Consider the following 23804-nt stretch of genomic DNA (forward strand, 5'->3'; position numbering starts at 1 on the left):
TTTGTTTAAGAAAAGCATTAATCATTCCAAAAAATGTTTTTTCTCTAAAGCCTGACCAAATTCTATATCACAGCTTGCTTTTTTTCCAAGTATAATAGGTAGAAATTTAGGATGTAATCCTAAGCTAGGTCTTATACTTTTTACATTTTCTTGTGTAAAAATCTCACCTTTTTTAATGTCCTTACTAGCATATAAACTTCTTGCAAAATGACGATTTTTTAAAGTTTTTTCATCCATTACAAATTCACTACTACCCAAGGCTTGTTCGCTTTGTCGTACCATAAAACACATTTGTTTAAATTCTTCAAAATCAAGACTAAATTTAGCATCAGCACTTTTTAAATTTTTATCAAGTATGAAATGTTTTTCTATCACCCTTGCTCCAAGAGCCACTGCTAAAGTCGGTGCTAAAAAACCATCACTATGATCACTTAATCCTATAATGGTTTTAAATTTTGATTGTAGAGTTTTAATAACATTTAAATTTAAATCGCTAATTTTTGAGGGATAAGCTGAAGTGCATTTTAATAAAATTAAATTCGGATTATTTTCTTCTTTAAAAATTTTAACAATCATTTCAAGTTCTTCTTCATAGGCTATACCTGTTGAAACTAAAGTGGGTTTGTTTTCTTTGGCAATAAAACGTACAAAATCATAATCATTCGCCTCAAAAGAAGCTATTTTATAGGCTGGTGGATTAAATTGTTTTAAAAATTCTAAATCTTTTTTAGAAAATGGACTGGAAAAACATATAAGTCCTTCATTTTTAGCACATTCAAAAAGTTTTTTATGCCATTCATATGGCGTTTTAGCTTCCTCATATAGTTCGTATAATTTGCGTCCATGCCATAAACCACCTTCTATAATAAAATCTTTTTTGTCACAATTTAGCGTTAAACTATCTGGTGTATAGGTTTGAATTTTGATAGCATCAGCACCTGCTTTTTTAGCCGCTTGTATAGTTTTTAAAGCTACTTCAAGATTATTTGCATGATTTGCTGAAAGCTCTGCTATGATAAAAACTTTTTCATTAAGATTAAAACCATCTATCAACATAAATTACCTTTTATTTAAAATAACTATAATTTTATATTTTAATTATTAATTATGATTAAAGGTTTATTTAGTAAAATAAATTTATTAAGTTATTTTAAGGATAAACTATGAATAAAACCCTAGAATACTCAATATATCATTTTTGTGAGCATATTTTGAAATTAAAGATTACACAAACTAGTGTAATTAGAGGTGAGCTTTATGGTGCTTCAATTCCTTTATATTTTAAGAATGAAGAGTATAGTTTTTACTTGTTTTTTTCAAAAAAAGTTTTAAATGAAATAGCACAAGTTTTACTACATGAAGAGCTTAAAGAAGATGGTCTAGCAGATTTGATAAAAGAAGTGGCAAATCAGATTATAGGCTATGCTAAAAAGTTGCTTAATGATACCAATGGTAAAGATGAATATCGCCTAGGTGTTCCTGAATATTTAGGACGTATTGATGGATTTTCAAAAATAAAGCTTAAAGAAAAATTTACTTACGAAATAAAAAATTCTCGCTTTAGAATAGGTTATAAAAAAATATGACAGAAGAACAATTAGGGTTATTGCAATCTTATGAAGAGATTTTAGATATAAGTGTCGATTTTGTTAGTGAACTTGGCACTACTAATATGACAGTGAAAGATCTTTTAAAATTGGAAATAGGTTCAGTGATAGATCTTGAAAAGCCAGCCGGAGAAAGTGTGGAGCTTTATTTAAATAAAAGAATTTTTGGTAAGGGCGAGGTTATGGTGTATGAAAAAAATCTTGCTATAAGAATTAATGAAATTTTGGATTCAAAATCGGTGTTGCAATATTTCAAAAAAGAATTGCAATGAAAATTTTTTGGATTTTATTTTTAGCCTTTCCTCTTTTTGGGGCAAAAATTCTTGATTATAATATATATCCAAGAGATGATAGGGTGGATATTACTTTTTATTTTGATAAACCTTATGAATCGGGTGTTAGTCAAAATAAAAAAGATGGTATTGTTATTTTTACTTTGAATGCTGAAACTTTAAAAGAAGAAGATAAAACATTAAATTCTGATTTTGTCAAAAAGATTAAAATCTTTTCAGAAGCTAAAAAAACTTTTATTGCTTTAAATGTTGGTGATAATGTAGAGATAAAGGCCGATACAATAGGTGGTGATAAGTACGGCTTGAGATTACGAGTACAAAAAGAGGGTAGTTTTACTTTGCCAGCAAAACAAACTTTAAGTGAAAAAACAACTAAGGATTTAAATATGCAAGAATATGATTTTACAAATTATATTTTAGTTGTAAGTATTTTGATTCTTTTGCTTATAGTGCTTTGGTTTTTAAAAAATTATTTAAAACAAAAGCATCCCTTGGATAGAAATTTTAATTTAATATTTCAAAGGCCACTTGATAGACACAATCAACTTATAGTTTTTGAATATGGATTAAAGCGTTATACAATGATAATAGGCAATTCTAATATTGTTTTAGAAACCAATGATGTTTTAGAAAAAAGCGAGAAAGTAAATTCTCAAAATCCAAAAGAAAAGGATTTTGATTTTTATTTTGAAGAAAATAAACAAAAATTAAAAAATATGCTTTTAAAACAAAATAATTAATTTTTTTGGTTAAAAGCTAAAACAATTAGTTTTGGTTTTAGTATTTTTTTGATTTCTTCTTTAGAAAAATAAATTTCTTTTTTTGTAGAAAAAATATATAAAGTATGGTTTTTTAGTTCAAAATCAAGATTTTCATCCGTGTCTTTTGCTAATTTTTTAGACAATGCTAAAATAAAATTAAGCCAAATTAATATATGGTTATTAGGCAAGAGTTCTTTGTAATGTTCTATGGTTAAAGGATTAATTTTTTTACCATTTGCTTTTAAAATAGTGGAAATAAGTAAGCTTTCTTTATGTGAAAATCCAAAATGCAAACCATTTAATGCCATATATGCGCTATGTTCATTTGCAAAATAAAAATTTATTCTCTCTCCAATATGAGCGAGTTTTGCTGCATTTAAAAGACTTTTTTTATAAGTTATATCAATTTTATGTATAGGTAAAAGTGCATCAAATATTTTATTTGCAAAATAAGCACTTTTATCTATATAATTAACACAAAAGCGATCTTGTAATGCTTTTAAGCTAGGGTTAAAATTAGGCGGAAATTTAGCATTAAAGCTTGAAAAATCCGTTGTTTCATTTTTTATTTTTGTATATTTGTGAAAAATATTTGATAAAAACACTCCCTCTCTTACGCCAACAGCAGAGGTGATAATTGTTTTTGCTTTTAAGTTTTTTGCTAAATTTAAAAATATTATACAACCTTCTTTAATAGTGTCAAAACGATCTTTTTTTATATTAAAATCAATTAAATTTTTAGCATTTTGAATTTTCTCTATGTATGCTTTTTCTTTGTCAAAACTATAGCTATAATTGTGAATTATTTTTAAAGGATAAGAATTTTTTTTCATAATAGAATTAGATAAGGCTCTTAAGCTACCACCTATTGCAATAATGTTTTCATTTTGGAATGATTTTGGAATTTGCAAAAGAGTTTCTTTTATAAACTTATCTAATGCATCAAATTTTTTCATATCATAATATATTTCTTTTAATCTTACGGTACCAATATCTAAAGAAATACAATCAACTATTTTCCCATTTTTGATTAAACATAATTCTGTTGAGCCTCCGCCTATATCTATGGTTGTTGCATTTTGAATATTTGACAACAAATTAAGTGCAGCAAGCCCTCCTAAGAATGATTCGGTTTTGCCATTGATGCATTTTATATTTAAACCCACATTTTTTGCTATTCTAGCAATGAAGTCTTTTGCATTGGGTGCATCTCTTAAAGCAGATGTTCCAACAATAATAATTTTTCTACATTTTTCCTTAAAGGCTTTTTCTTTAAAATAAATTAAAGCTTTTTGAGCCTTAAGCATTGCATCTTCTTGAAGAATTTTATTATTATTATAAGCATTTTCTCCAAGTCTAACTTTTTTTTTATACTCACTACAAACGAAAAAACCATATCTTGAGGTTCTTTCAAAAACAACCATACGAACAGAGTTAGAGCCAAGATCAATTACTGCTGTTTTTTTTGCCATTAAATATCTTTATTTTTATGTTTAAGGCGAAGCTCATCGATGCTTTCAACATTATCAGGATCAGGTATAATACAATCTACCGGACAGGCTACTATACAAGCTGGTTCTGAAAATTCATTCACGCATTCTGTGCAAAGGTCAGGATCTATAACATAAATTGGATCATTATCGTAGATTGCTTCATCTGGACATTCTTCCCTGCATGCATCACAGGATATGCATTCTCTAGTGATTAAAAGCGACATATGTTTTTCCTTTTCACAAGTGATAAAGCTAACTTATACTATATAAAAACTTATATGTAATTTAAAAATATAAGAAAATTTAAAATTAATCAGAATGAGATAAATTTTCATTCTGATTAAAATTTAGTTTGCTTTTTTTGGAAAACAAAAACGATAGCCTCTACGACGCACAGTTTCTATAGTAGAAATATTAAGTGGTTTGTCCATTTTTTGTCTAATTTGATTAATCGCTACTTCAATAACATTTGGAGTTACTAATTCTGGTTCTTCCCAAATAGCATCTAAGAGTTGTTCTTTTGATACAATTTGATCAGAATGTCTAGCTAAATGAGTTAAAACTTCAAAGGGTTTACCTTTTAACTCAATATCTTTTCCTTGATAAGTAATTTTTTCTTCATCTGGATCAATAGTTAAATCATCTATTTTAATTACATTTGTTCCACCAAATCTAAGTCTAGCTTCAATTCTTGCCATCAAAATTTCAAAATCTAAAGGTTTTTTTATATAGTCATCTGCTCCAGTTTTTAATGCTTTAATTTCATTTTCCTTGTTTGCTTTTGAACACATTACTATTATAGCAGTTCTTGGGGATTTTTGTTTTACAACATTAATCAAATCACTTGCATCATTACCGCTAATGGTCCAATTTGATAACACTAAATCATAATGTCTAATACCTATAAAATACTCAGCATCTTTAAAATTTTCTGAAGTATCACTTTGGTACCCAAATTCAGTTAAAGTATTTGATAGTGTTTTATTTAGTGATGCTTCATCTTCTACAACTAAAATACGCATTTTATTCCTTTTAAGAAATTTTTAATGAACTAAAGTATAACACAAGTTAAGCAAATATTCAAAATTCTTTAAAAGTATTTTAATATTTTTTAGTGATAGTTGCACCAACAAGAGCATTTTTTATAATATCTGGTTTATAACAAGTAATATTTATAAATTTAATCTTTTTATGATGTTTTTTTATATCCTTACATAAATATTTTAAAGATTTTTCTATAGTTTTAAATTTTTTTTTCTTATAAATTTTTTCAATTCTTATGCATAATTTAGCATAATCTAAAAATTTTTTACTTTTAGCTTCCAGTTTTAGAAAAACTTTTTGTTCTTGAATTCTTTCAAAATCTAAAAGCCCTATAATGCACTTAAATTCTAAATTAATTTTTATATGACTTTGCATTCTTGTTTTCCAATAAGCCTTAGAATATTTGGTATGTGCTTGTATACTACTATAAAGGCAATAATGAAAATGGGTGCATGTGTATTAATAATAGGCATATCATAGTGAAAAATAAAAGAGGTGAGGATTAAAACTACTAAAGCTCCAAGAGAAGCTAAGCTTGAAATCTTGAAGATTTTTCCTATAATAAGCCAAGCTAAAAAAGAACATAAAATTTCTAAAGGTAAAAATATAGCTAAAACTCCAGCACCTGTTGCAATACCTTTGCCACCTTCAAATTTTAAATAAGGTGAAAAGCAGTGCCCAAATACAGCTAAAACGGCCATAGTCCATAAAATATTTTCATCATATCCTAAAAATTTTGCTGTTAATATAGGTAAAATTCCTTTTAAAGCATCTAAAACGATAGTTGCAATAGCAAGTTCTTTCGCAAGTTTTGGATTGTTTTCCTTTACTACTCTTAAAACATTAGTTGCTCCAATACTTTTACTACCTGAGTTTTTAATATTGGTTTTAGCGAAAAGTTGTGCTAATAAAAAACCAAAAGGTATAGCACCTATAAGATAAGCTAAAAGATAAATTATTAAGTTTTCCATAATCATTCCATTTATAATAATGTTTAAAATGAAAAATATATCAAAAATAACAAAAACAAAACTGAAATTAGTATTTAAGATATATTTTATCTTATAATAATTTTTATTTACAAATACAAATTTTTTATTTAATCTAAAGAAAATTATAGATAATATTTCTATTAAACTTATTTAAATAAGTTTAATTTTATCTTAATTTAGGAGTAGATAATGAAAAAAATTTCATTATTAGTTGCATCATTATTAGTTGCATCAACTGCTTTGGCTAATGATAAAGCTTTGTTAGATGAAGCAAAAGCAGCAGGTTTAGCACCATTGCCAAAGGATCAAGCAGGTGTTGAGAAACTTTTAAAAGAAATGGGTGTTAAAGCTAGCAAATTCTCTAAAGAAAAAGTTAATCTTGGTAAAAAGTTATATTTTGAACCAAGACTTTCTAAAAGTGGTTTGATTTCCTGTAATACCTGTCACAATCTAGGTATGGGTGGAGCTGATGGTATAGCAGCTGCTGTGGGTCACAAATGGACAGCAAATCCACATCATTTAAATTCACCAACGGTTTATAATTCAGTACTAAATTCAACTCAATTTTGGGATGGTAGAGCAGGAACTTTAGCAGATCAAGCAAAAGGTCCAATCGAAGCAGAACCTGAAATGGCAACTCCTGCAAAATTAGCAGTAGAAAAAATTTCATCTATGCCAGAGTACGTTAAAGAATTTAAAAAAATCTATGGAAGCAATGGGGTAACTTTTGATAATATTGCAGATGCAATTGCAACATTTGAAAGAACACTTTTAACTCCATCTAAATTTGATAAATTCTTAGAAGGTGATACAAAAGCTTTAAGTAAAAAAGAAAAAGACGGTTTAAAAACTTTCATTGATAAAGGATGTACAGCCTGTCATACTGGAGTAAATTTAGGCGGTAGTATGCAAGCTTTCCAAGTAGCAGCTAAATATAAATTTGCTAACATAGGAGACTTTAAAGGAGATGCTAATGGTTTGGTTAAAACTCCAACATTAAGAAATATAGCTGAAACAGCTCCATACTTTCACAATGGTGCGATTTGGTCTTTACAAGAAGCAATTAAAGAAATGGGTAGTGTTCAACTTGGTATAGAAATTTCTGATAAAGAAGCAGCTTCTATAGAAATTTTCTTAAACGCTTTAACAGGTAAAAAACCAAATATCTCTTATCCTCAGCTCCCAAAAGCAACTGAGAAAACTCCAAAACCAGAGCTTTAATATAAATTTTCCAAAGATATTTTTGTGTATCTTTGGAAATAAAAGATATTGATTTTTATTAATTTTTCTTGTATATTTTTGTTTTTATTTTATTTAATATTTAAAGGTCTTCAATGAAAACAAAAATTTTATATAGTATTATAATTACTATTATAGGTTTGTTATTTAGTGCTTGTGCTAATCATGCAAAAGTTAATAATGATTTTGAACAGAAATTAACCCAAAAAAAATGTTCTAATGAATTTTTCTCTCAAGAAATGAAGAAAGTAGATAAAAAAGATGACCCAGTTTATGTAGGTTTAAATGCAGGCTTAATCGCAAGAAATTGTAGTGATTATAATCTTAGTAATAGTTTTTTTGACAAAGTAGAAGAATCATATCAGGTTGATGTGGATTTAAGAAATGGTGCTCAAAAAATTATTAAAACAGCTACAACTACATTGATAAATGATTCTATATTGGATTATGATGGTTCTTTATATGAAAGAATTATGGTTAATGTATACAAGGGTTTAAATTTTATGAGTGAAGGTGATTTTAATAATGCAAGAGTAGAATTTAAAAGAGCATTACTGCGTCAAGATAGAGCAAAAGATTATTTTAAAGTCCAAATTGCTAAAAATAAGGCAGATTTGGAAAAAGCTAAAAAAGAAGATCCAAATTTTAATAAAAATTTCAGTGAATCATCAAAACAAATAAATTCTCAATATGAAGCATTATTTGAAGAATTTTCAACAAGTAAGAATTTTACCAATCCTTATGCGACTTATTTAGCTTCTATTTTTTATTATATGAGTAAGGATTATACCTTAGCCAAAGACTTATTTAAAGAAATTAAAATTTTAAATCCTAAAAATAAAGAAATTAATAAAGAATGGAAGGTAATAAATCGTGCTCATAAAAATAAAAAATATATTTTTGTCGTATATGAAAATGGATTTGGTGTGATAAAAGATGAATTTAAATTGACCTTACCTTTAATTTTAAATAATACGCTTACTACAACTTCTATTGCGTTGCCTACTTTGAAAAAAAGAAGCCAATCTTTTGAATATCTTAGTGTAAATGATAATAATACTACAAAATTAGTTGATTTAGATAATGTAGTTGCAAGTGAATTTAAATTTGAACAACCAGCAATAGTTACAAAAGCAATAGTATCGGCTATTTTAAAAACTACCGTTAACGCAGCAGTAGCAAATAATGATTCAACGGGAGGAATTTTAAGTCTTGCTAGTGGTATTATAACCGCAGCAACAACTAAAGCTGATGTTAGATCTTGGAGGGGTTTGCCACAAAGCATTGAGGTGGTTATGGTTAAAAACACTGGCAGGGTAGTAGTTAAAACACCCAATAATGATGAGTTGCTTTCTAAAGAAGTAGACCCAAAAAAGAATGTGCTAATAATTGTTCGTTCTTTTGCACCTTATATTTTGCCAAATATTAGTGTAATAGAAAAATGAAAAAGATAGTTTTTTTACTTTTGAGTTGTATTGTTTTATTTGCACAAGAAATAAAGCCAATCAAACATACAAATATTAAAAGCGTTAATGAAAGAATAAATAATGCAGGATTATTAGAAGTGCAGATTGTTTTTTATAGTTTTATAGACAAAAAACTTTCTTATAAAATAGAATGGTTTGATAAAGATGGTTTTGCAGTGAAAAATACCATTGATAAAAATTACAAAAATATTAGATTATTGGCTAGGCAAGACTATATTGTACAAAATATAGCTACCAATAAGCAAGCAAAAAAATATAAAATATATATTAAATAAAAAAGGATCAAAAATGAAAAAAATTAAAATTTTAACAAACATTATAGCTATAGGTGTTTTATTTAGTGCTTGTACTCAACAGCCTACTTATGTAGATGGGACTGCGGCTAAAGTAAAACAAGGTGATTCTTTAAGTATGGCTTTAACTGGGGAAGATTTTGACAATACTGCTAAAGAAATGCTAAATAGTTTGTTTAACTCAGGGTATGTTGTAAATAAAATAGGAAATTCTGGTAAGGCTATAGTTGCAGTTTACGATGTGGTAAATAACACTGCTTTAAGAATTGATACTAGAAATTTAACAGATTTAATGGTGGAAGAACTTATAAATTCTGGTAAATTTGCAGCTTCAGCTACTCAAGGAAGTGATAGTGCTACTCAAAATAATATGGATGAGCTTATAAGTGATAAAGATGATGATAGATACGATAAAGCTACAGTTTCAAAAAACTATACCCAAATTAGTGCATCGCTTACTTTGCAAGGTAGAATTGATCAACAAAATATAAAGTTAAATAATGGAAAAACTCAAGTTGAGTATTTTTTTGTAATGAAATTAGCTGAGAAAGTTAGCGGTTTAGTAGTGTGGCAAAAAACTAATAGAATTAACAAGCTTGGGTCTAGTAAAACTGTCAGTTGGTAATAATTTAATTCAATAAGGATATATAATGAAAAAAATATTTATTGTAGGTTATTTGGCTGTAGTAAGTTTTCTTTATGCACAAGCAACGCCACAAGTAGAAATTACCCAAGAAGATATTAAAACTCAAAATGAAATATCAGATGCTAGTACTAAAGATATTACTCCTAAATCAGTAGATGACTTTTTTGAAGAATTTGCAGATAATTTTGGTATAGAATATGGTATAACAAAAGATGGAAAAACTTTTTATGTTGGAAAAAGTGTAGTTGCACTAAGTAATAGCGATCCACAATTTGCTCAAGCTTTACAAAATGCTTATCAAAAAGCTATGTTAAATTTGCAGGCTGAATTTATAAAAGATGCTTTTGGAAGAATAGCGGTGAGTAAAATTCAAAGTTATGAAGCTGATAATTCTACAAATGCAAAAGAATTTGAAGAACTTCCAAAAGGAAGCGTTGTAAGTCAAATTTTTGATAAACTTGCTCAATTAAGCGGAGCAAAATTAGACAAGGCTTTAAAAGATTTAGGTATCAATGTAGAAGGTTTAACAGAGGAAAGAAAAAAGACTTTATTAAAAGAAGAATTTCTCAATAAAACTATCACAAGTGCAGTTGGTTCAATGAGTGGTTTGATTCCTGTTCAAACTATAATTACACAAAGAAGAGGACAATATGATATAGGTGTAATTGCTGTCGTATCAAATAAAACACGTCAACTTGCAAAAGACATGGCATTAGCAAGAAAAAGTAATATAAAAGGTAAAGGCAAAAATATAAGTGAGTATTTACCAAAAGAAGAAAAAGGTTTTCTCAATGAATATGGTATACGCTTGGTTTATGATGAAAAAGGCTTACCTGTCATTTTAAGCTATGGGAATTGGGGCTATATAGCCGATGCTAATAATGCTAAAAAAACAAATATATTAGAAGATAGGGCAAAAGATACAGCTTCAACTATGGCTGATGCTGCTATTGTAGAATTTATTAATACAAATTTAAGCTTAAAAGATGAAAAAACTACAGGTGAAAGTTATGAAGAAATTATCAAGCAAAGCTTAAATATCAATGATAATACTACTCAAGAGCAAATTCAAAATTTTACAAATATTATAGAAAAAATCAATACAAAAATAAAAGCAAGTGCTAGCGGGAAAATCAAAGGTATAAAAACGCTTAAAAAATGGAGCTATACAAGCGAAAATGGTATAGAGCATGTGGGCGTCGTAAGATTTTATTCTTATGATAATGTAGCTAATATTAATGAAGCTTTAAAATCAAATTCAAACACAAACACTCCAAAAACTGAGTCTAAAAAGTCTTCTAATATACAAAGAAGTTCTAATATTGTCAATGATATAGATGATTTTTAGGAGTATTCCATGAGATATTTATATATTTGCATTCTAAGTTTATTTTTGCATTTAAATTTAAATGCAAAAATCATTAGTTCTACTTCTAATCAATCAAGTACTGGCGAAGGTGTTGGTGTAACTAGAGATGAAGCTGTGAATAATGCCATTATAGAAGCTATTGGAAAATTAAATGGAGTTGATATTGATTCAGCTAAAGAAATTTTTATTAATATTGATTCAAATAGCAAGAAAACCAATATCCAAGATAATTATAAAGAGCAACTTTTAAAGACTACAAAAGGTAAAATAGACACTTACGAGATTAATAATGTAGAACAAAATGATAAAGGATATATTGCTAGTGTAACAGTTTTTAAAACAACTATAGATAAAAAATACCAAGCTCCAGGTTTGAATACTAACAATAGAAGAAACATTACTGTTTTTAATACTTCTTACAATTATAAAGAATTTGGGGCAATCTTGCAACAAAAAATTATTACAGATTTAATTCAAAGTAGAAAATTTAATGTTTTAGATCGTGATTCTAAGGGTTATTATGATATGGAAAAAGCCTTGATAAAATCACCCGATGCATATAAAGATGAGATATATAAATTAAAGAATGTTTTAGCTACTGATTATATATTATTATTTAATATTGGTGGAGTTGATCTTAAAACAAAAGGTAGTAGAAATAAAATAGATGTTGTAGTTGATTATCGTGTGCTTTTATTTGCTACAAGACAGATTAAATTTTCAAATACTTTAACTATGTCAGCTTCTACCAAAGGTGATTCTTTAGTAGCTAGTGAAAAGTTAAGTGAAAAAATAGCAAAGAAAATTTCAGATGATATTTTAAATGCTATTTATCCTTTAAAAATAGAGAAAATTATCAATAGTGAAGTTATATTTTCACAAACATTAAATAATGATGATGTTTATGAGTGTTATTCTTTAGGTGAAATTGTTAAAGATTCTTACACAAAAGAAAATACAGCAAGAATAGAAACTAAAAGTGGAAAGGTTCAAATTACCCGCTCAACACCAAAACTTTCATATGCAAAAATTCTTGAAGGAAATGTAAAAAAAGGAGACATTTGTAGACCTTTAAATGGCGGCGATGTAGGAATGGAAAAACAACATAGTATTAATCAAAACGGAACAGTAAATTTAGGATGGTGATTAACCTAAGTTTAAAATTATTTGAGTATAATCTCAAGTTTTAACCACTAAAGCTTTCTAAATTTATGTTTTATACATAATGCTTTATGGTGCTACCAAAATATTTTAAGAAAGGATAGCTATGTATGCTATTATAAAACACAGCGGAAAGCAATATAGAGTAAGCCAAGGTGATGAGCTTAAACTAGATCGTTTTGAAGCTGAAGTAAAATCAAGTGTAGAAGTAAGCGAAGTTCTTGCTGTATGCGATAAAGAATTAAAGGTAGGTGCGCCTTTTGTTGCGGGTGCAAAAGTTGTTTTAGAAGTGGTTGCTCATGGAAAAGACAAAAAAGTTGTGATTTATAAAAAAAGACGCAGAAAAGACTCTAAGCTAAAACGCGGTTTTAGAAGACAATTTACTCGCGTTAGAGTAGTAGATATTAAAGCATAAGGAGTAAAGAATGGCACACAAGAAAGGTCAAGGTTCAACTCAGAATAATCGTGATTCTATAGGTCGTCGTCTAGGTGTTAAAAAATTTGGTGGAGAATTTGTTCGTGCTGGTAACATCATCATTCGCCAAAGAGGAACAGCAACTCATGCAGGTAATAATGTAGGCATGGGAAAAGATCATACAATTTTTGCTTTAATTGATGGTTTTGTAAAATTTGAAAGAAAAGATAAAAATAGAAAAAAAGTTTCTGTTTATCCTGCATAATTTTAAGGCTACTTTGTAGCCTTTCTCTTCTTTTTATCTTAATATATTAAAAAAAATATAATATCATTTTAAAAATTTATACTTTGGTGATTGTATGTTTATAGATAATGTAAAATTAGTTTTAAGTTCAGGTGATGGCGGAAAGGGTGCAGTAAGTTTTCGCCGTGAAAAACATATCCCACTTGGTGGGCCTGATGGTGGTGATGGCGGAAATGGAGGTGATGTGTATTTTATCTGCGATAATAATACTCATACCTTAGTTCATTTTAAAGGTAAAAAAGAGCTTAAGGCTCAAAATGGCCAACCAGGTTTAGGGCGAAATAAAAATGGTAAAAGAGGGGAAAATTTAGAATTAATTGTTCCGCAAGGAACCCAAGTAATTGATGCACAAAGCGGAGAAGTTTTGCTTGATATGCTTGTTGAAGGTCAAAAAGAATTATTTTTAAAAGGTGGTAAAGGTGGTCTTGGCAATACTCACTTTAAAAACTCCACTAATCAACGCCCAGATTATGCTCAACTAGGTGTTGCAGGAAAAACTTTAAGTGTGCGTTTAGAATTAAAACTCATAGCAGATGTAGGGCTTGTTGGCTTTCCAAATGTAGGAAAATCCACTCTTATAAGTGTAGTATCTAATGCAAAACCTGAAATAGCTAATTACGAATTTACCACTCTAACCCCAAAGCTTGGTATGGTTGAGGTAGATGATTATAACTCTTTTGTAATGGCGGATATTCCAGGTATTATAGAAGGTGCAAGTGATGGAAAAGGTTTGGGACTTGAATTTTTAAGACACATAGAAAGGACTTCTTTTTTACTTTTTGTGCTTGATCCGTTAAGAGAAATGAGTTTGAAAGAACAATTTTGTATCTTAAGAAAGGAATTGGAAAAATTTTCAAGCAAGCTTTATGCAAGAAATTTTGGAATAATGCTTTCAAAAAGTGATAGTGTAAATTTAGGTGAGGAATTTGCTCAAAAAATGGAAGATGATTATAATGAATTAAAAGCTTATTTGCAAGGTCAAAACAATCCACAAAGTTTTTTGATTAAAGTATCAAGTCTTGAAAAAACTGGGCTTAAAGAGCTTAAATTTATGCTTTTAGAGGAGATTGAAAAATTAAGAAAAAACGAAAAATGATGAAAAATAAAAAAACCAAAAACAATGCTTTGTAATTAATTATAGCTTTAATCCATTTTGATTGTTTTATGTATCTTATTATCTTGGTAAAATTTAATGCTTGTTTTTTTGGAATTTTTGATTTATTTTAGGAATTAGTTATTTTATTTATACCAAATATCAATTATGAAAAATAATTTCATTTTTTCTTTATAAAAAAGGGGAATTATGGCAAGTAGCGAATATTTTAAAGATTTTGTTTTAGAGCAACTTAGATTTTGTGAAAGCAAAATTGTTTTTAGTGCAAGAAAGATGTTTGGTGAGTATTGTATTTATGCTGATAATAAGCCTATATTTTTACTTTGCGATGATGTTTTATATATCAAACAATTTTCTTTTTTAAATGAACTTTTAAAAGATAACGATTTAGGCATTCCCTATCCAAAAGCTAAACAATGGTATATTTTAGATGTTGAAGATATTGAAATTCTAAAAAAGGTAATTGAAAAATTTGCAAGTAAAATGTAAAAATAGTTTAAATATAGATTTTATTCAAGAATACATTAAGTCTAATTTTAAAGGCTTAGTATATAAATTTACCTATAAAGAACATAGCTTTTTTTATAATCCCGATAGGGTTTTAAAAAATGGAGTTTATTTTTGTACTATTAAAGAAAATGATGGGGTAAATGATAAAGCTTCGAATTTAAATAGAGAAGGTGTATTTCGTTTAAGTTGCTCTCTTTGTGATCAAGATTACCAAAAGCTTTTTGGTCAAAAACCTAAAAAAGCTTTAAAGGGTGAGATTGTTAGTTTAAATTACGATTTTTCTATGCTTGATTTTATCATGCCTCATCCAATTTATGCTTATATGGGATATATTTGTATTAATAGTCCTTCTAGAAAAAATTTCGAAATTTTTAAAGACTATCTTGAGCTTTCATATCAAAAAGCTATAAAAACTTACCAAAAAAGAATAAAAAGCAATTAAATATCTTTTAAAACCTTAAAATTATAAAATTTACACATATTTAATATAATACACTATTTGATAATAGGAAAATTATGAAAAATATCATTTTTATGGGAACTCCATCTTATGCAACTTGTATTTTAAAAGAGCTTGTCGATAAAGGATTTAATGTCCAAGCTTTATTAACTCAGCCTGATAAGCCTGTAGGAAGAAAGCAAATTTTAACTCCAAGTGAAACTAAAAAATTTGTTTTAGAAAATAATTTAAATATCAAAATTTTCACTCCAAAAACTTTAAAAGATGAAAGTATAATTAATGAAATAAAAAGCTTAAAACCTGATTTTATAGTTGTTGCTGCTTATGGGAAAATTTTGCCAAAAGAAATTTTAGATATTGCTCCTTGTATAAACTTGCATGCTTCCTTACTTCCTAAATATCGTGGTGCTTCTCCTATACAAAGTGCCATTTTAAACGCGGATAAAATAAGTGGAGTTTGCACAATGCTTATGGAAGAAGGGCTTGATAGTGGTGCAATTTTAGAAAGTATAGAATGTAATATCGAGGGTAAAAATTCAGCAGAAGTTTTTACTATGTTTTCAAATTTAGCAGCCAAACTTACTATTTCTACGCTTTTGAATTTTGAAAAAATTATTCCAAAAAAGCAAGATGAAAGTTTGGTTACGTATTGTAAAAAAATCAAAAAAGAAGATGGGTCGATTAGTTTAGATAATGCAAACGAAATTTATCAAAAATTTTTAGCATTTTATCCTTGGCCTGGAATTTTTTTGGAAAATGGTATGAAATTTTTAGATATAGAATTAGTTGATAGTGAAAAAAATCAAGAAGCAGGTGTTATTTTGCAAATAGAAAAGGAAAGCTTTTTGCTTTCATGTAAAAAAGGCATTTTAAGGATTAAAATTTTACAAGAAAGTGGAAAAAAAGCCTTAGATGCTAAGACTTATTTGAATGGAAAAAGGTTAAAACTTGGAGATAGTTTATTTTGATGAACTTGAATCTACTCAAGTTTATTTGAATGATAAAATTCGAAATAATGAGATTGTAGATAATACTGCTATATGTGCCTTTAACCAAAGTTCTGGTATAGGAAGCAGAGATAACACATGGCAAAGTAAGCAAGGAAATTTACATGTATCTTTTTGCAAAAAAATTCAAGAACTACCACAAGATCTTCCTTTGGCTTCTGCTAGTATATATTTTGCTTTTTTAATGAAAGAAGTATTAAAGAAAAAAAAATCTAAAGTATGGATTAAATGGCCAAACGATTTTTATATAGATGATAAAAAAATTGGTGGTTTGATGAGTAATAAAATTAATAATTTTTTGATTATTGGTATAGGAATCAATCTAAAATATGCCCCATTTAATGCTGAAATTTTAGACATAGAAGTCGATATTAAAGAACTTTTAAATGAATATTTTATTTATATTGATGATAAAATTTTATGGAAGAATATTTTTAGCAAGTATATGTTAGAATTTGAAAAGTCAAGAAATTTTTTTATACATAATGAGGGCAAAATTTTATCATTAAAAGATGCTTTACTGTATAAAGATGGTTCTATATTGATAGATAATAAAAGGATATATAGTTTAAGATGAGTGAGATAATAACTATTGCAAATCAAAAAGGTGGTGTAGGTAAAACTACTACTGCAATTAATTTAGCAGCTTCTTTGGCTGTAGCTGAAAAAAAGGTTCTTTTAATAGATATTGATCCACAAGCTAATGCTACAACAGGACTTGGTTTTAATAGAAATAATTATGAATATAATATTTATCATGTTTTTATAGGAAGAAAAAAGCTTTCAGAAATTATTTTAAAAACAGAACTCCCTCAATTGTATTTAGCTCCTTCTAATATTTCTTTGGTTGGAATTGAGCAAGAAGTGGTAAAAGAAAGTGGTGAGTATAGAACTATTTTGAGAGAAAAAATTAAAGAAATTGCAAAAGATTATGATTTTATTATTATAGATTCACCTCCCGCACTCGGGAGTATTACAGTAAATGCTTTTGCGGCTAGTGATAGTGTAATTATTCCAATACAATGCGAATTTTATGCATTAGAAGGAGTTGCAATGGTTTTAAATACCATTAAATTTGTAAAAAAAACCATCAATCCAAAACTTAAAATCAAAGGTTTCTTACCTACTATGTATAGTTCTCAAAACAATCTTTCTAAAGATACATTTGAAGATCTGAAACAAAATTTTAAACAAAAATTATTTAGAACAGGCGATAATGAAGATGATTTTATTATTATACCTAGAAATGTAAAATTAGCTGAGAGTCCAAGTTATGGAAAGCCTATTATACTTTATGATATAAAATCTCCAGGCTCTTTGGCTTATCAAAATTTAGCATACTCTATACTGGGATAAAACAAATGGCAAAAAAAAGTGCATTAGGAAGAGGTTTAAGTAGTATTTTAGCTGATATAGATAAGGTTTATGAAAAAGAATTAGGATCTAGTGAAAATAGAATAGAAGAAATTGACATAGAATTAATCAGCCCAAATCCTTATCAACCAAGAAAAAATTTTGATAAACAAGCTTTAGAAGAATTGGCAGGCTCTATAAAAGAATACGGCTTAATTCAACCTATAGTAGTTTTAAAAAAAGATGAGTTTAGTTATATTTTAATAGCAGGTGAAAGAAGATTTAGAGCGTGTAAATTTTTAAAAAAAGACCAAATTAAAGCTATAGTTTTAAATGTTGATGATAAAAAGCTTAGAGAATTGGCCTTAATAGAAAACATTCAAAGAGAAAACTTAAATCCTATAGAATTGGCACACTCATACAAGGAATTATTAGAAATTCATAATATTACTCAAGAAAAATTAGCAGATCTTATTCATAAATCAAGATCACAGATTGCTAACACACTAAGACTTCTAAATTTAAACGAGCAGACACAGAATTTTATTATAGAAGGCAAAATTTCTCAAGGACATGCAAAGGTTTTAGTAGGTCTTGAAAAAGAAAATGAAAAAATGATAGTAGATACCATTATAGGTCAAAAACTTAATGTTAGAGATACAGAAAAGTTAATTAAAAATTTTAAAAATAAAAAAATAGAAAAAAATAGTGGTAGAAAATATCAATCAATGATCAAATTAGAAGAAAAGTTAAATACTTTAGAATTTAAAACGCAGGTTAAAAATTTAAAATTAACCATTGATTTTATGAATGAAGATGAGGTGGCAAAATTTATAAAAATACTAGATTAAATATGTTTTTAGGTATTTTTTGATAAAATAAATATTTCTATCTATTTTATTTTAGGAGTATTAATGTTTAATGATGTACATTTTTCCATCATGATAGCTACAGGCATAATTTTTTTGCTTTTGATAGCAGTTTTAAATTCTATGCTTTATAAGCCTTTAATTAAATTTATGGATTCTAGAGATTTAACTATTAAAAATGATGAAGAGAGAATGAAAAAAAATTCTGATGATATTTCAAATGTTGAAATTGAATTAGAAAAAATTCATATCCAAACAAGAGATGAAATTAATCAAATCAAATTAAAAGCAATAGAAGAAGCTAAAATAAAGCAAGAAAAAGAGCTTTCAGCAAGAAAAAAAGAATTAGAAGAACAAATGATTGTATTTTTAAAAAGTCTTAAAGAGAAAGAAAAAGAGTTAAAAGAAGAAATGAGTTTAAAAATGCCAGAATTTAAACAAAGTTTTAAACAAAGCCTGAATAGAATTTAAGGAAAAAAGATGAGAAATTTTTTAATATTAGCATTTCCTTTTTATGCTTTTGCAGCTAGCAATGGAAATGGGGAATATGATATAATCCCAAGAGCAATTAATTTTATATTATTTGCTGCAATTTTATACTATTTTATTGCTACTCCTTTGAAAAATTTTTACAAAGGAAGAATTGCCAAAATCTCTTCTAAAATGAATGAAATTCAAGAAAAACTTATTGCAAGTAAAAATCATAAATTAGAAATGATGAAAAAACTTGATCTTGCAAAACAAGATGCTGCAAATGCAGTTGCACTTGCAAGAAAAGAAGCTGAAATTATAGCAGATAAAATTGATAGTGAAACAAAAATGGAGCTTAAAGCTTTGGAAAAAACATACGAAGAACATAAAGAGTACGAAACAAGAAGAATGGAAAAAGAGGTTATTCAAATAGTGTTGGAAGAAATTTTTGAGGATAAAGATTTGCAACTACAACAAAAAGAAATTTTAAATATTATGATGAAAAAGGTATCTTAATGAATAGTGTTATTGCGAAAACTTATGCTAAAGCTATACTAGAAAGAGATGATTTTGATTTTTTTTATAATCATTTAATACAGCTTAGCTCTGCATATAATTCTGAAAAATTTGTAAGTATTTTAAATTCATATGAAATAAAGCAAGAAAAAAAATTGGAATTTTTACTTTCTTTGTTAGATAATACTAGTGAACCTTTTAAAAATTTTCTTACTTTGATTATAACTAATAGCAGAGAAATGTTGATTCCAGATATAGTTAAAGAATTAAATGAACAAAAAGCACTAAAAGAAAATATGTTTTTGGGACAAGTTTATTCAAAAGAAGTATTAAATCAAGAAGAAATTAAGAATTTAGAAGTAAAACTTAGTCAAAAGTTTAATGCAAATATTAGATTAGATAGTAAAATAAGTGATAATGATGGTGTAAAAGTTAGCTTAGATGGACTTGGATATGAAATTTCATTTTCAATGAAAAATTTAAAAGCTAAAATGAATGAATATATATTAAAAGCAATTTAAGGAGATTTGATGAAATTTAAAGCAGATGAAATTAGTTCTATTATAAAAGAAAGAATTGAAAAATTTGACTTTAATCTTGAAATAGAAGAAACTGGTAAAATTATTTCGATTGCTGATGGTGTTGCTAAGGTATATGGTCTTAAAAATGCTATGGCTGGGGAAATGGTTGAATTTGAAAATGGTGAAAAGGGAATGGTTCTTAACCTTGAAGAATCTAGCGTGGGTATTGTTATCTTAGGAAAAGGATTTGGTTTAAAAGAAGGAAGCTCTGTAAAAAGACTAAAAAAACTTTTAAAAGTTCCTGTTGGTGACGCATTAATAGGTCGCGTAGTAAATGCATTGGGTGAACCTATTGATGCTAAGGGTGTAATTGAAGCAAGTGAATATCGTTTTGTAGAGGAAAAAGCAAAAGGTATTATGGCTAGAAAAAGTGTTCATGAGCCACTACACACAGGTATTAAAGCAATTGATGCTTTAGTTCCAATTGGTAGGGGTCAAAGAGAATTAATTATTGGAGATAGACAAACAGGTAAAACGACTGTTGCTATAGATACTATTATTAGTCAAAAAGGAAAAGATGTTATTTGTATTTATGTTGCAATTGGTCAAAAACAAAGCACGGTTGCTCAAGTGGTAAAAAAACTTGAAGAATATGGTGCAATGGATTATAGTATAGTTGTGAATGCAGGTGCTTCTGATCCTGCTGCTTTACAATATCTTGCTCCTTATACTGGAGTTACTATGGGTGAATATTTTAGAGATAATTCAAGACATGCTTTAATTGTTTATGATGATTTGAGTAAGCATGCTGTTGCCTATCGTGAAATGTCATTAATTTTACGTCGTCCACCAGGTCGCGAAGCTTATCCAGGAGATGTATTTTATTTACACTCAAGATTGCTTGAAAGAGCAAGTAAATTAAATGATGAATTAGGAGCAGGTAGTTTAACAGCTTTGCCTATTATTGAAACTCAAGCAGGAGATGTTTCAGCATATATTCCAACTAATGTTATTTCAATCACCGATGGTCAAATTTTCTTAGAAACTGATTTATTTAATTCAGGTATACGTCCAGCGATTAATGTGGGTCTTTCTGTATCTCGTGTTGGCGGTGCTGCTCAAATTAAAGCTACTAAACAAGTTTCAGGTACTTTAAGGCTTGATTTGGCTCAATATAGAGAATTACAAGCTTTTGCTCAATTTGCAAGTGATTTGGATGAGGCTAGTAGAAAGCAACTTGAACGTGGTCAAAGAATGGTTGAGGTATTAAAACAACCTCCATATTCTCCGCTTTCAGCAGAAAATCAGATTGTTATGATTTATGCAGGTACTAAGGGATATTTAGATGATATTGCTGTTTCAAAAATTAGTGAATTTGAAGTGGCGTTGTATCCATTTATTGAAGCTAAATATCCAGAAATTTTTGAGCAAATTAGAACGAAAAAGGCTTTAGATAAAGATTTGGAAGAAAAACTAGCTAAAGCATTGAGTGAGTTTAAAGCAAACCATATATAAGGTTTTTAAATGTCTAATTTAAAAGAAATTAAAAGAAAAATCAAAAGTGTTCATAATACACAAAAGACAACCAATGCAATGAAGCTTGTTTCTACTGCTAAACTTAGAAAGGCAGAGGAGGCAGCAAAAAAATCAAAAATTTTTGCTCAAAAAATTGATGAAGTTTTGTCAGAAATTGCATTTAAAATTAATCAGTATAGTGATATTGATGATAAGCTTCTTTTTTTTAGAAAAAAAGAAAATATAGAAAAAATGGATATAATATTTATTACCGCTGATAAAGGTTTATGTGGTGGTTTTAATATAAAAACCATTAAAACAGTTAATGAAATGCTCGAAGAGTGTAAAGCTAAAAAAATTAAGGTAAGATTAAGAGCTATTGGAAAGACTGGCATAGAGTATTTTAATTTTCAAAATATTGAAATTTTAGAAAAATACTTAGATACTAGTTCAAGTCCAGATTATGAAAAAGCTTGCTCAATAATTCAAAGTGCGGTTGATGATTTTACAAACGAAGTTACAGATAAAATTGTAATTGTGCATAATGGATATAAAAATATGATTTCTCAAGAAATGCGTATAAATGAGTTATTACCAGTACAAGCTATTGCAAGTAAAGAAGAGCAAAATTCTCAATCTTTAATGGATTTAGAACCTGAAGATGAAGAAATTTTAAGTGATTTGTTAAAAACTTATTTTGAATATAATATGTATTTTTCTTTGGTTGATTCTTTAGCGGCTGAGCATAGTGCGAGAATGCAAGCTATGGATAACGCAACTAATAATGCAAAAGCTAGAGTAAGACAGCTTAATTTGGCTTATAATAAGGCTAGACAAGAATCTATTACAACGGAATTGATAGAAATTATCAGTGGCGTTGAGTCAATGAAATAAATTTAGGAGTGATGATGCAAGGTTTTATTTCTCAAGTTTTAGGACCAGTTGTTGATGTGGAATTTAAAGACTATCTTCCACAAATTAATGAAGCAATTATTGTAAATTATGAATTAGAAGGCAAAGAATATAAATTAGTCCTTGAAGTAGCAGCACATTTAGGTGATAATAAAGTAAGAACTATTGCTATGGATATGACTGATGGGCTTGTAAGAGGTTTAAAAGTTGAAGCTACCGGTAGTCCAATAAGTATTCCAGTAGGTGAAAAAGTACTAGGTAGAATTTTTAATGTAACTGGTGATTTGATAGATGAGGGCGAGAATATAGATTTTGATAAAAGATGGTCTATACATAGAGATCCTCCTCCGTTTGAAGAGCAAAGCACTAAAAGCGAAATTTTTGAAACAGGTATTAAAGTAGTCGATTTATTAGCACCTTATGCTAAAGGTGGTAAAGTAGGTTTATTTGGTGGTGCTGGTGTTGGTAAAACAGTTATTATAATGGAGCTTATACACAATGTTGCTTTTAAACATAGTGGATATTCTGTTTTTGCTGGTGTTGGTGAAAGAACACGTGAGGGCAATGACCTTTATAATGAAATGAAAGAAAGCAATGTTTTAGATAAAGTTGCACTATGTTATGGACAAATGAATGAGCCACCAGGGGCAAGAAATCGTATAGCTTTAACTGGTCTTACTATGGCTGAATATTTTAGAGATGAAATGGGCCTAGATGTGCTTATGTTTATTGATAATATCTTTAGATTTTCTCAATCAGGATCTGAAATGTCAGCACTTTTAGGTAGAATTCCATCGGCTGTTGGATATCAACCAACTTTAGCAAGCGAGATGGGAAGATTCCAAGAAAGAATTACTTCTACTAAAAAAGGTTCTATTACTTCAGTTCAAGCAGTTTATGTTCCAGCTGATGATTTAACAGACCCTGCTCCAGCAACTGTTTTTGCTCACTTAGATGCCACTACTGTTTTAAATAGAGCTATAGCAGAAAAAGGAATTTACCCAGCTGTTGATCCACTTGATTCTACTTCAAGAATGTTAGATCCTCAAATTATAGGTGAAGAACATTATAAAGTAGCTCGTGGGGTTCAATCGGTTCTTCAAAAATATAAAGATTTACAAGATATAATAGCTATTTTAGGTATGGATGAACTAAGCGAAGAAGATAAGTTGATTGTTGAGAGAGCTAGAAAAATAGAAAAATTTTTATCTCAACCATTCTTTGTAGCTGAAGTATTTACAGGAAGTCCTGGAAAATATATTTCTCTTGAAGAAACGATAGCAGGATTTAAAGGTATTTTAGAAGGTAAATATGATGATTTACCAGAAAATGCTTTTTATATGGTTGGTAATATAGATGAAGTTATAGCAAAAGCTGAAACACTTAAAGAAGTAAGCAGAAAAGAAGTTTGCTTAGATAATTGCAAAGTGGATAAAGCTAAAAAAGGTTAAT

The 23804-nt window shown here is 28.2% G+C and carries 30 protein-coding genes; 24 read left to right on the top strand and 6 right to left on the bottom strand.

The annotated features are described in order from the left end of the window. Positions 1 to 21: 21 nt before the first annotated feature. Positions 22 to 1056, bottom strand: a complete 1035-nt coding sequence (gene pseI, locus CAQ16704_RS00845; protein ID WP_039666466.1) for a pseudaminic acid synthase — start codon at positions 1054 to 1056, stop codon at positions 22 to 24. A 107-nt stretch (positions 1057 to 1163) separates the two neighbouring features. Here pseI and CAQ16704_RS00850 point away from each other — a divergent pair, with 107 nt between their 5' ends. The 3 genes from CAQ16704_RS00850 to CAQ16704_RS00860 are packed head-to-tail and all read left to right on the top strand — an operon-like array spanning position 1164 to position 2640. After that, positions 1164 to 1586, top strand: coding sequence for a chemotaxis protein CheX (locus tag CAQ16704_RS00850; protein ID WP_039666467.1), 423 nt, complete (start codon positions 1164 to 1166; stop codon positions 1584 to 1586). Beyond that, positions 1583 to 1879: a flagellar motor switch protein FliN gene (gene fliN / locus CAQ16704_RS00855; RefSeq protein WP_039666468.1), complete on the top strand. Its 297-nt coding sequence runs from the start codon at positions 1583 to 1585 to the stop codon at positions 1877 to 1879. Before CAQ16704_RS00850 ends, fliN begins: the two co-directional genes overlap by 4 nt. After that, a complete protein-coding gene (locus tag CAQ16704_RS00860; RefSeq protein WP_039666469.1) occupies positions 1876 to 2640 on the top strand; it encodes a hypothetical protein in 765 nt (254 codons plus the stop codon). Before fliN ends, CAQ16704_RS00860 begins: the two co-directional genes overlap by 4 nt. Here CAQ16704_RS00860 and CAQ16704_RS00865 read toward each other — a convergent pair. The 5 genes from CAQ16704_RS00865 to plsY form a co-directional block, all read right to left on the bottom strand. Beyond that, positions 2637 to 4133 carry a Ppx/GppA phosphatase family protein gene (locus CAQ16704_RS00865; RefSeq protein WP_039666470.1) on the bottom strand — a complete coding sequence of 499 codons (1497 nt, stop codon included), beginning with the start codon at positions 4131 to 4133 and terminating at the stop codon, positions 2637 to 2639. The genes CAQ16704_RS00860 and CAQ16704_RS00865 overlap by 4 nt on opposite strands. Beyond that, a complete protein-coding gene (locus CAQ16704_RS00870; protein WP_012660922.1) occupies positions 4133 to 4378 on the bottom strand; it encodes a YfhL family 4Fe-4S dicluster ferredoxin in 246 nt (81 codons plus the stop codon). The genes CAQ16704_RS00865 and CAQ16704_RS00870 overlap by 1 nt, the downstream gene beginning before the upstream one ends. Before the next feature lie 123 nt (positions 4379 to 4501). Next, a complete protein-coding gene (gene hsrA / locus CAQ16704_RS00875; protein WP_039666471.1) occupies positions 4502 to 5176 on the bottom strand; it encodes a homeostatic response regulator transcription factor HsrA in 675 nt (224 codons plus the stop codon). 79 nt (positions 5177 to 5255) lie between these two features. Further along, positions 5256 to 5573 carry a dihydroneopterin aldolase gene (locus tag CAQ16704_RS00880; protein WP_039666472.1) on the bottom strand — a complete coding sequence of 106 codons (318 nt, stop codon included), beginning with the start codon at positions 5571 to 5573 and terminating at the stop codon, positions 5256 to 5258. Then, the gene (gene plsY, locus CAQ16704_RS00885) at positions 5558 to 6169 is read right to left on the bottom strand and encodes a glycerol-3-phosphate 1-O-acyltransferase PlsY (RefSeq protein WP_039666473.1); all 612 of its coding nucleotides are present in this window, start codon (positions 6167 to 6169) and stop codon (positions 5558 to 5560) included. The genes CAQ16704_RS00880 and plsY overlap by 16 nt, the downstream gene beginning before the upstream one ends. A gap of 210 nt (positions 6170 to 6379) precedes the next feature. On the opposite strand from plsY, the gene CAQ16704_RS00890 reads away from it, so the two are divergent. The 21 genes from CAQ16704_RS00890 (at position 6380) to atpD (ending at position 23803) form a co-directional block, all read left to right on the top strand. Further along, positions 6380 to 7411: a cytochrome c551 peroxidase gene (locus CAQ16704_RS00890; protein ID WP_039666474.1), complete on the top strand. Its 1032-nt coding sequence runs from the start codon at positions 6380 to 6382 to the stop codon at positions 7409 to 7411. Between the two features lie 113 nt (positions 7412 to 7524). Continuing rightward, positions 7525 to 8874 (top strand): COG3014 family protein, encoded by a 1350-nt coding sequence (locus CAQ16704_RS00895; protein WP_039666475.1) that lies wholly within the window; start codon positions 7525 to 7527, stop codon positions 8872 to 8874. Continuing rightward, on the top strand, positions 8871 to 9191 hold the full coding sequence (locus CAQ16704_RS00900; protein ID WP_039666476.1) for a putative periplasmic lipoprotein: 321 nt from the start codon (positions 8871 to 8873) through the stop codon (positions 9189 to 9191). Before CAQ16704_RS00895 ends, CAQ16704_RS00900 begins: the two co-directional genes overlap by 4 nt. 13 nt (positions 9192 to 9204) lie before the next feature. Next, positions 9205 to 9834, top strand: a complete 630-nt coding sequence (gene lpoB / locus CAQ16704_RS00905) for a penicillin-binding protein activator LpoB (RefSeq protein ID WP_039666477.1) — start codon at positions 9205 to 9207, stop codon at positions 9832 to 9834. A 25-nt stretch (positions 9835 to 9859) separates the two neighbouring features. Beyond that, entirely contained in the window at positions 9860 to 11203 is a 1344-nt protein-coding gene (locus CAQ16704_RS00910; protein WP_039666478.1) for a DUF6844 domain-containing protein, read from the top strand. A gap of 9 nt (positions 11204 to 11212) precedes the next feature. Continuing rightward, positions 11213 to 12370: a hypothetical protein gene (locus CAQ16704_RS00915; protein WP_039666479.1), complete on the top strand. Its 1158-nt coding sequence runs from the start codon at positions 11213 to 11215 to the stop codon at positions 12368 to 12370. Between the two features lie 121 nt (positions 12371 to 12491). After that, complete coding sequence (gene rplU, locus CAQ16704_RS00920) at positions 12492 to 12800, top strand: 50S ribosomal protein L21 (protein ID WP_039666480.1); 309 nt, start codon at positions 12492 to 12494, stop codon at positions 12798 to 12800. Between the two features lie 10 nt (positions 12801 to 12810). Further along, a complete protein-coding gene (gene rpmA / locus CAQ16704_RS00925) occupies positions 12811 to 13065 on the top strand; it encodes a 50S ribosomal protein L27 (RefSeq protein WP_002862355.1) in 255 nt (84 codons plus the stop codon). Between the two features lie 94 nt (positions 13066 to 13159). Then, a complete protein-coding gene (gene obgE, locus CAQ16704_RS00930; protein ID WP_039666481.1) occupies positions 13160 to 14200 on the top strand; it encodes a GTPase ObgE in 1041 nt (346 codons plus the stop codon). A gap of 207 nt (positions 14201 to 14407) precedes the next feature. Continuing rightward, positions 14408 to 14707, top strand: coding sequence for a TfoX domain-containing protein (locus CAQ16704_RS00935; protein ID WP_039666482.1), 300 nt, complete (start codon positions 14408 to 14410; stop codon positions 14705 to 14707). Beyond that, a complete protein-coding gene (locus CAQ16704_RS00940) occupies positions 14691 to 15170 on the top strand; it encodes a DUF6194 family protein (protein WP_069358613.1) in 480 nt (159 codons plus the stop codon). The genes CAQ16704_RS00935 and CAQ16704_RS00940 overlap by 17 nt, the downstream gene beginning before the upstream one ends. A gap of 74 nt (positions 15171 to 15244) precedes the next feature. Beyond that, positions 15245 to 16156: a methionyl-tRNA formyltransferase gene (gene fmt / locus CAQ16704_RS00945; RefSeq protein ID WP_039666483.1), complete on the top strand. Its 912-nt coding sequence runs from the start codon at positions 15245 to 15247 to the stop codon at positions 16154 to 16156. Beyond that, positions 16137 to 16772, top strand: coding sequence for a biotin--[acetyl-CoA-carboxylase] ligase (locus tag CAQ16704_RS00950; RefSeq protein WP_039666484.1), 636 nt, complete (start codon positions 16137 to 16139; stop codon positions 16770 to 16772). The genes fmt and CAQ16704_RS00950 overlap by 20 nt, the downstream gene beginning before the upstream one ends. Beyond that, positions 16769 to 17551 carry a ParA family protein gene (locus tag CAQ16704_RS00955; protein ID WP_039666485.1) on the top strand — a complete coding sequence of 261 codons (783 nt, stop codon included), beginning with the start codon at positions 16769 to 16771 and terminating at the stop codon, positions 17549 to 17551. Before CAQ16704_RS00950 ends, CAQ16704_RS00955 begins: the two co-directional genes overlap by 4 nt. A gap of 5 nt (positions 17552 to 17556) precedes the next feature. Further along, positions 17557 to 18399 (top strand): ParB/RepB/Spo0J family partition protein, encoded by an 843-nt coding sequence (locus CAQ16704_RS00960; RefSeq protein ID WP_039666486.1) that lies wholly within the window; start codon positions 17557 to 17559, stop codon positions 18397 to 18399. 63 nt (positions 18400 to 18462) lie between these two features. Continuing rightward, a complete protein-coding gene (locus tag CAQ16704_RS00965; protein ID WP_039666487.1) occupies positions 18463 to 18888 on the top strand; it encodes a FoF1 ATP synthase subunit B' in 426 nt (141 codons plus the stop codon). A gap of 9 nt (positions 18889 to 18897) precedes the next feature. Further along, positions 18898 to 19404 carry a F0F1 ATP synthase subunit B gene (locus CAQ16704_RS00970; RefSeq protein WP_039666488.1) on the top strand — a complete coding sequence of 169 codons (507 nt, stop codon included), beginning with the start codon at positions 18898 to 18900 and terminating at the stop codon, positions 19402 to 19404. Further along, the gene (locus CAQ16704_RS00975; RefSeq protein WP_039666489.1) at positions 19404 to 19925 is read left to right on the top strand and encodes a F0F1 ATP synthase subunit delta; all 522 of its coding nucleotides are present in this window, start codon (positions 19404 to 19406) and stop codon (positions 19923 to 19925) included. The genes CAQ16704_RS00970 and CAQ16704_RS00975 overlap by 1 nt, the downstream gene beginning before the upstream one ends. A 9-nt stretch (positions 19926 to 19934) precedes the next feature. Continuing rightward, positions 19935 to 21440 carry a F0F1 ATP synthase subunit alpha gene (gene atpA / locus CAQ16704_RS00980; RefSeq protein ID WP_039666490.1) on the top strand — a complete coding sequence of 502 codons (1506 nt, stop codon included), beginning with the start codon at positions 19935 to 19937 and terminating at the stop codon, positions 21438 to 21440. 9 nt (positions 21441 to 21449) lie between these two features. Beyond that, complete coding sequence (atpG, locus tag CAQ16704_RS00985; protein WP_039666491.1) at positions 21450 to 22334, top strand: ATP synthase F1 subunit gamma; 885 nt, start codon at positions 21450 to 21452, stop codon at positions 22332 to 22334. Positions 22335 to 22348: 14 nt separating this feature from the next. Continuing rightward, entirely contained in the window at positions 22349 to 23803 is a 1455-nt protein-coding gene (gene atpD, locus CAQ16704_RS00990) for a F0F1 ATP synthase subunit beta (protein ID WP_039666492.1), read from the top strand. Position 23804 lies beyond the last annotated feature (1 nt).

The sequence above is a fragment of the Campylobacter sp. RM16704 genome, assembly GCF_000816245.1.
In the GTDB taxonomy this organism is placed as follows: Bacteria; Campylobacterota; Campylobacteria; order Campylobacterales; family Campylobacteraceae; genus Campylobacter_D.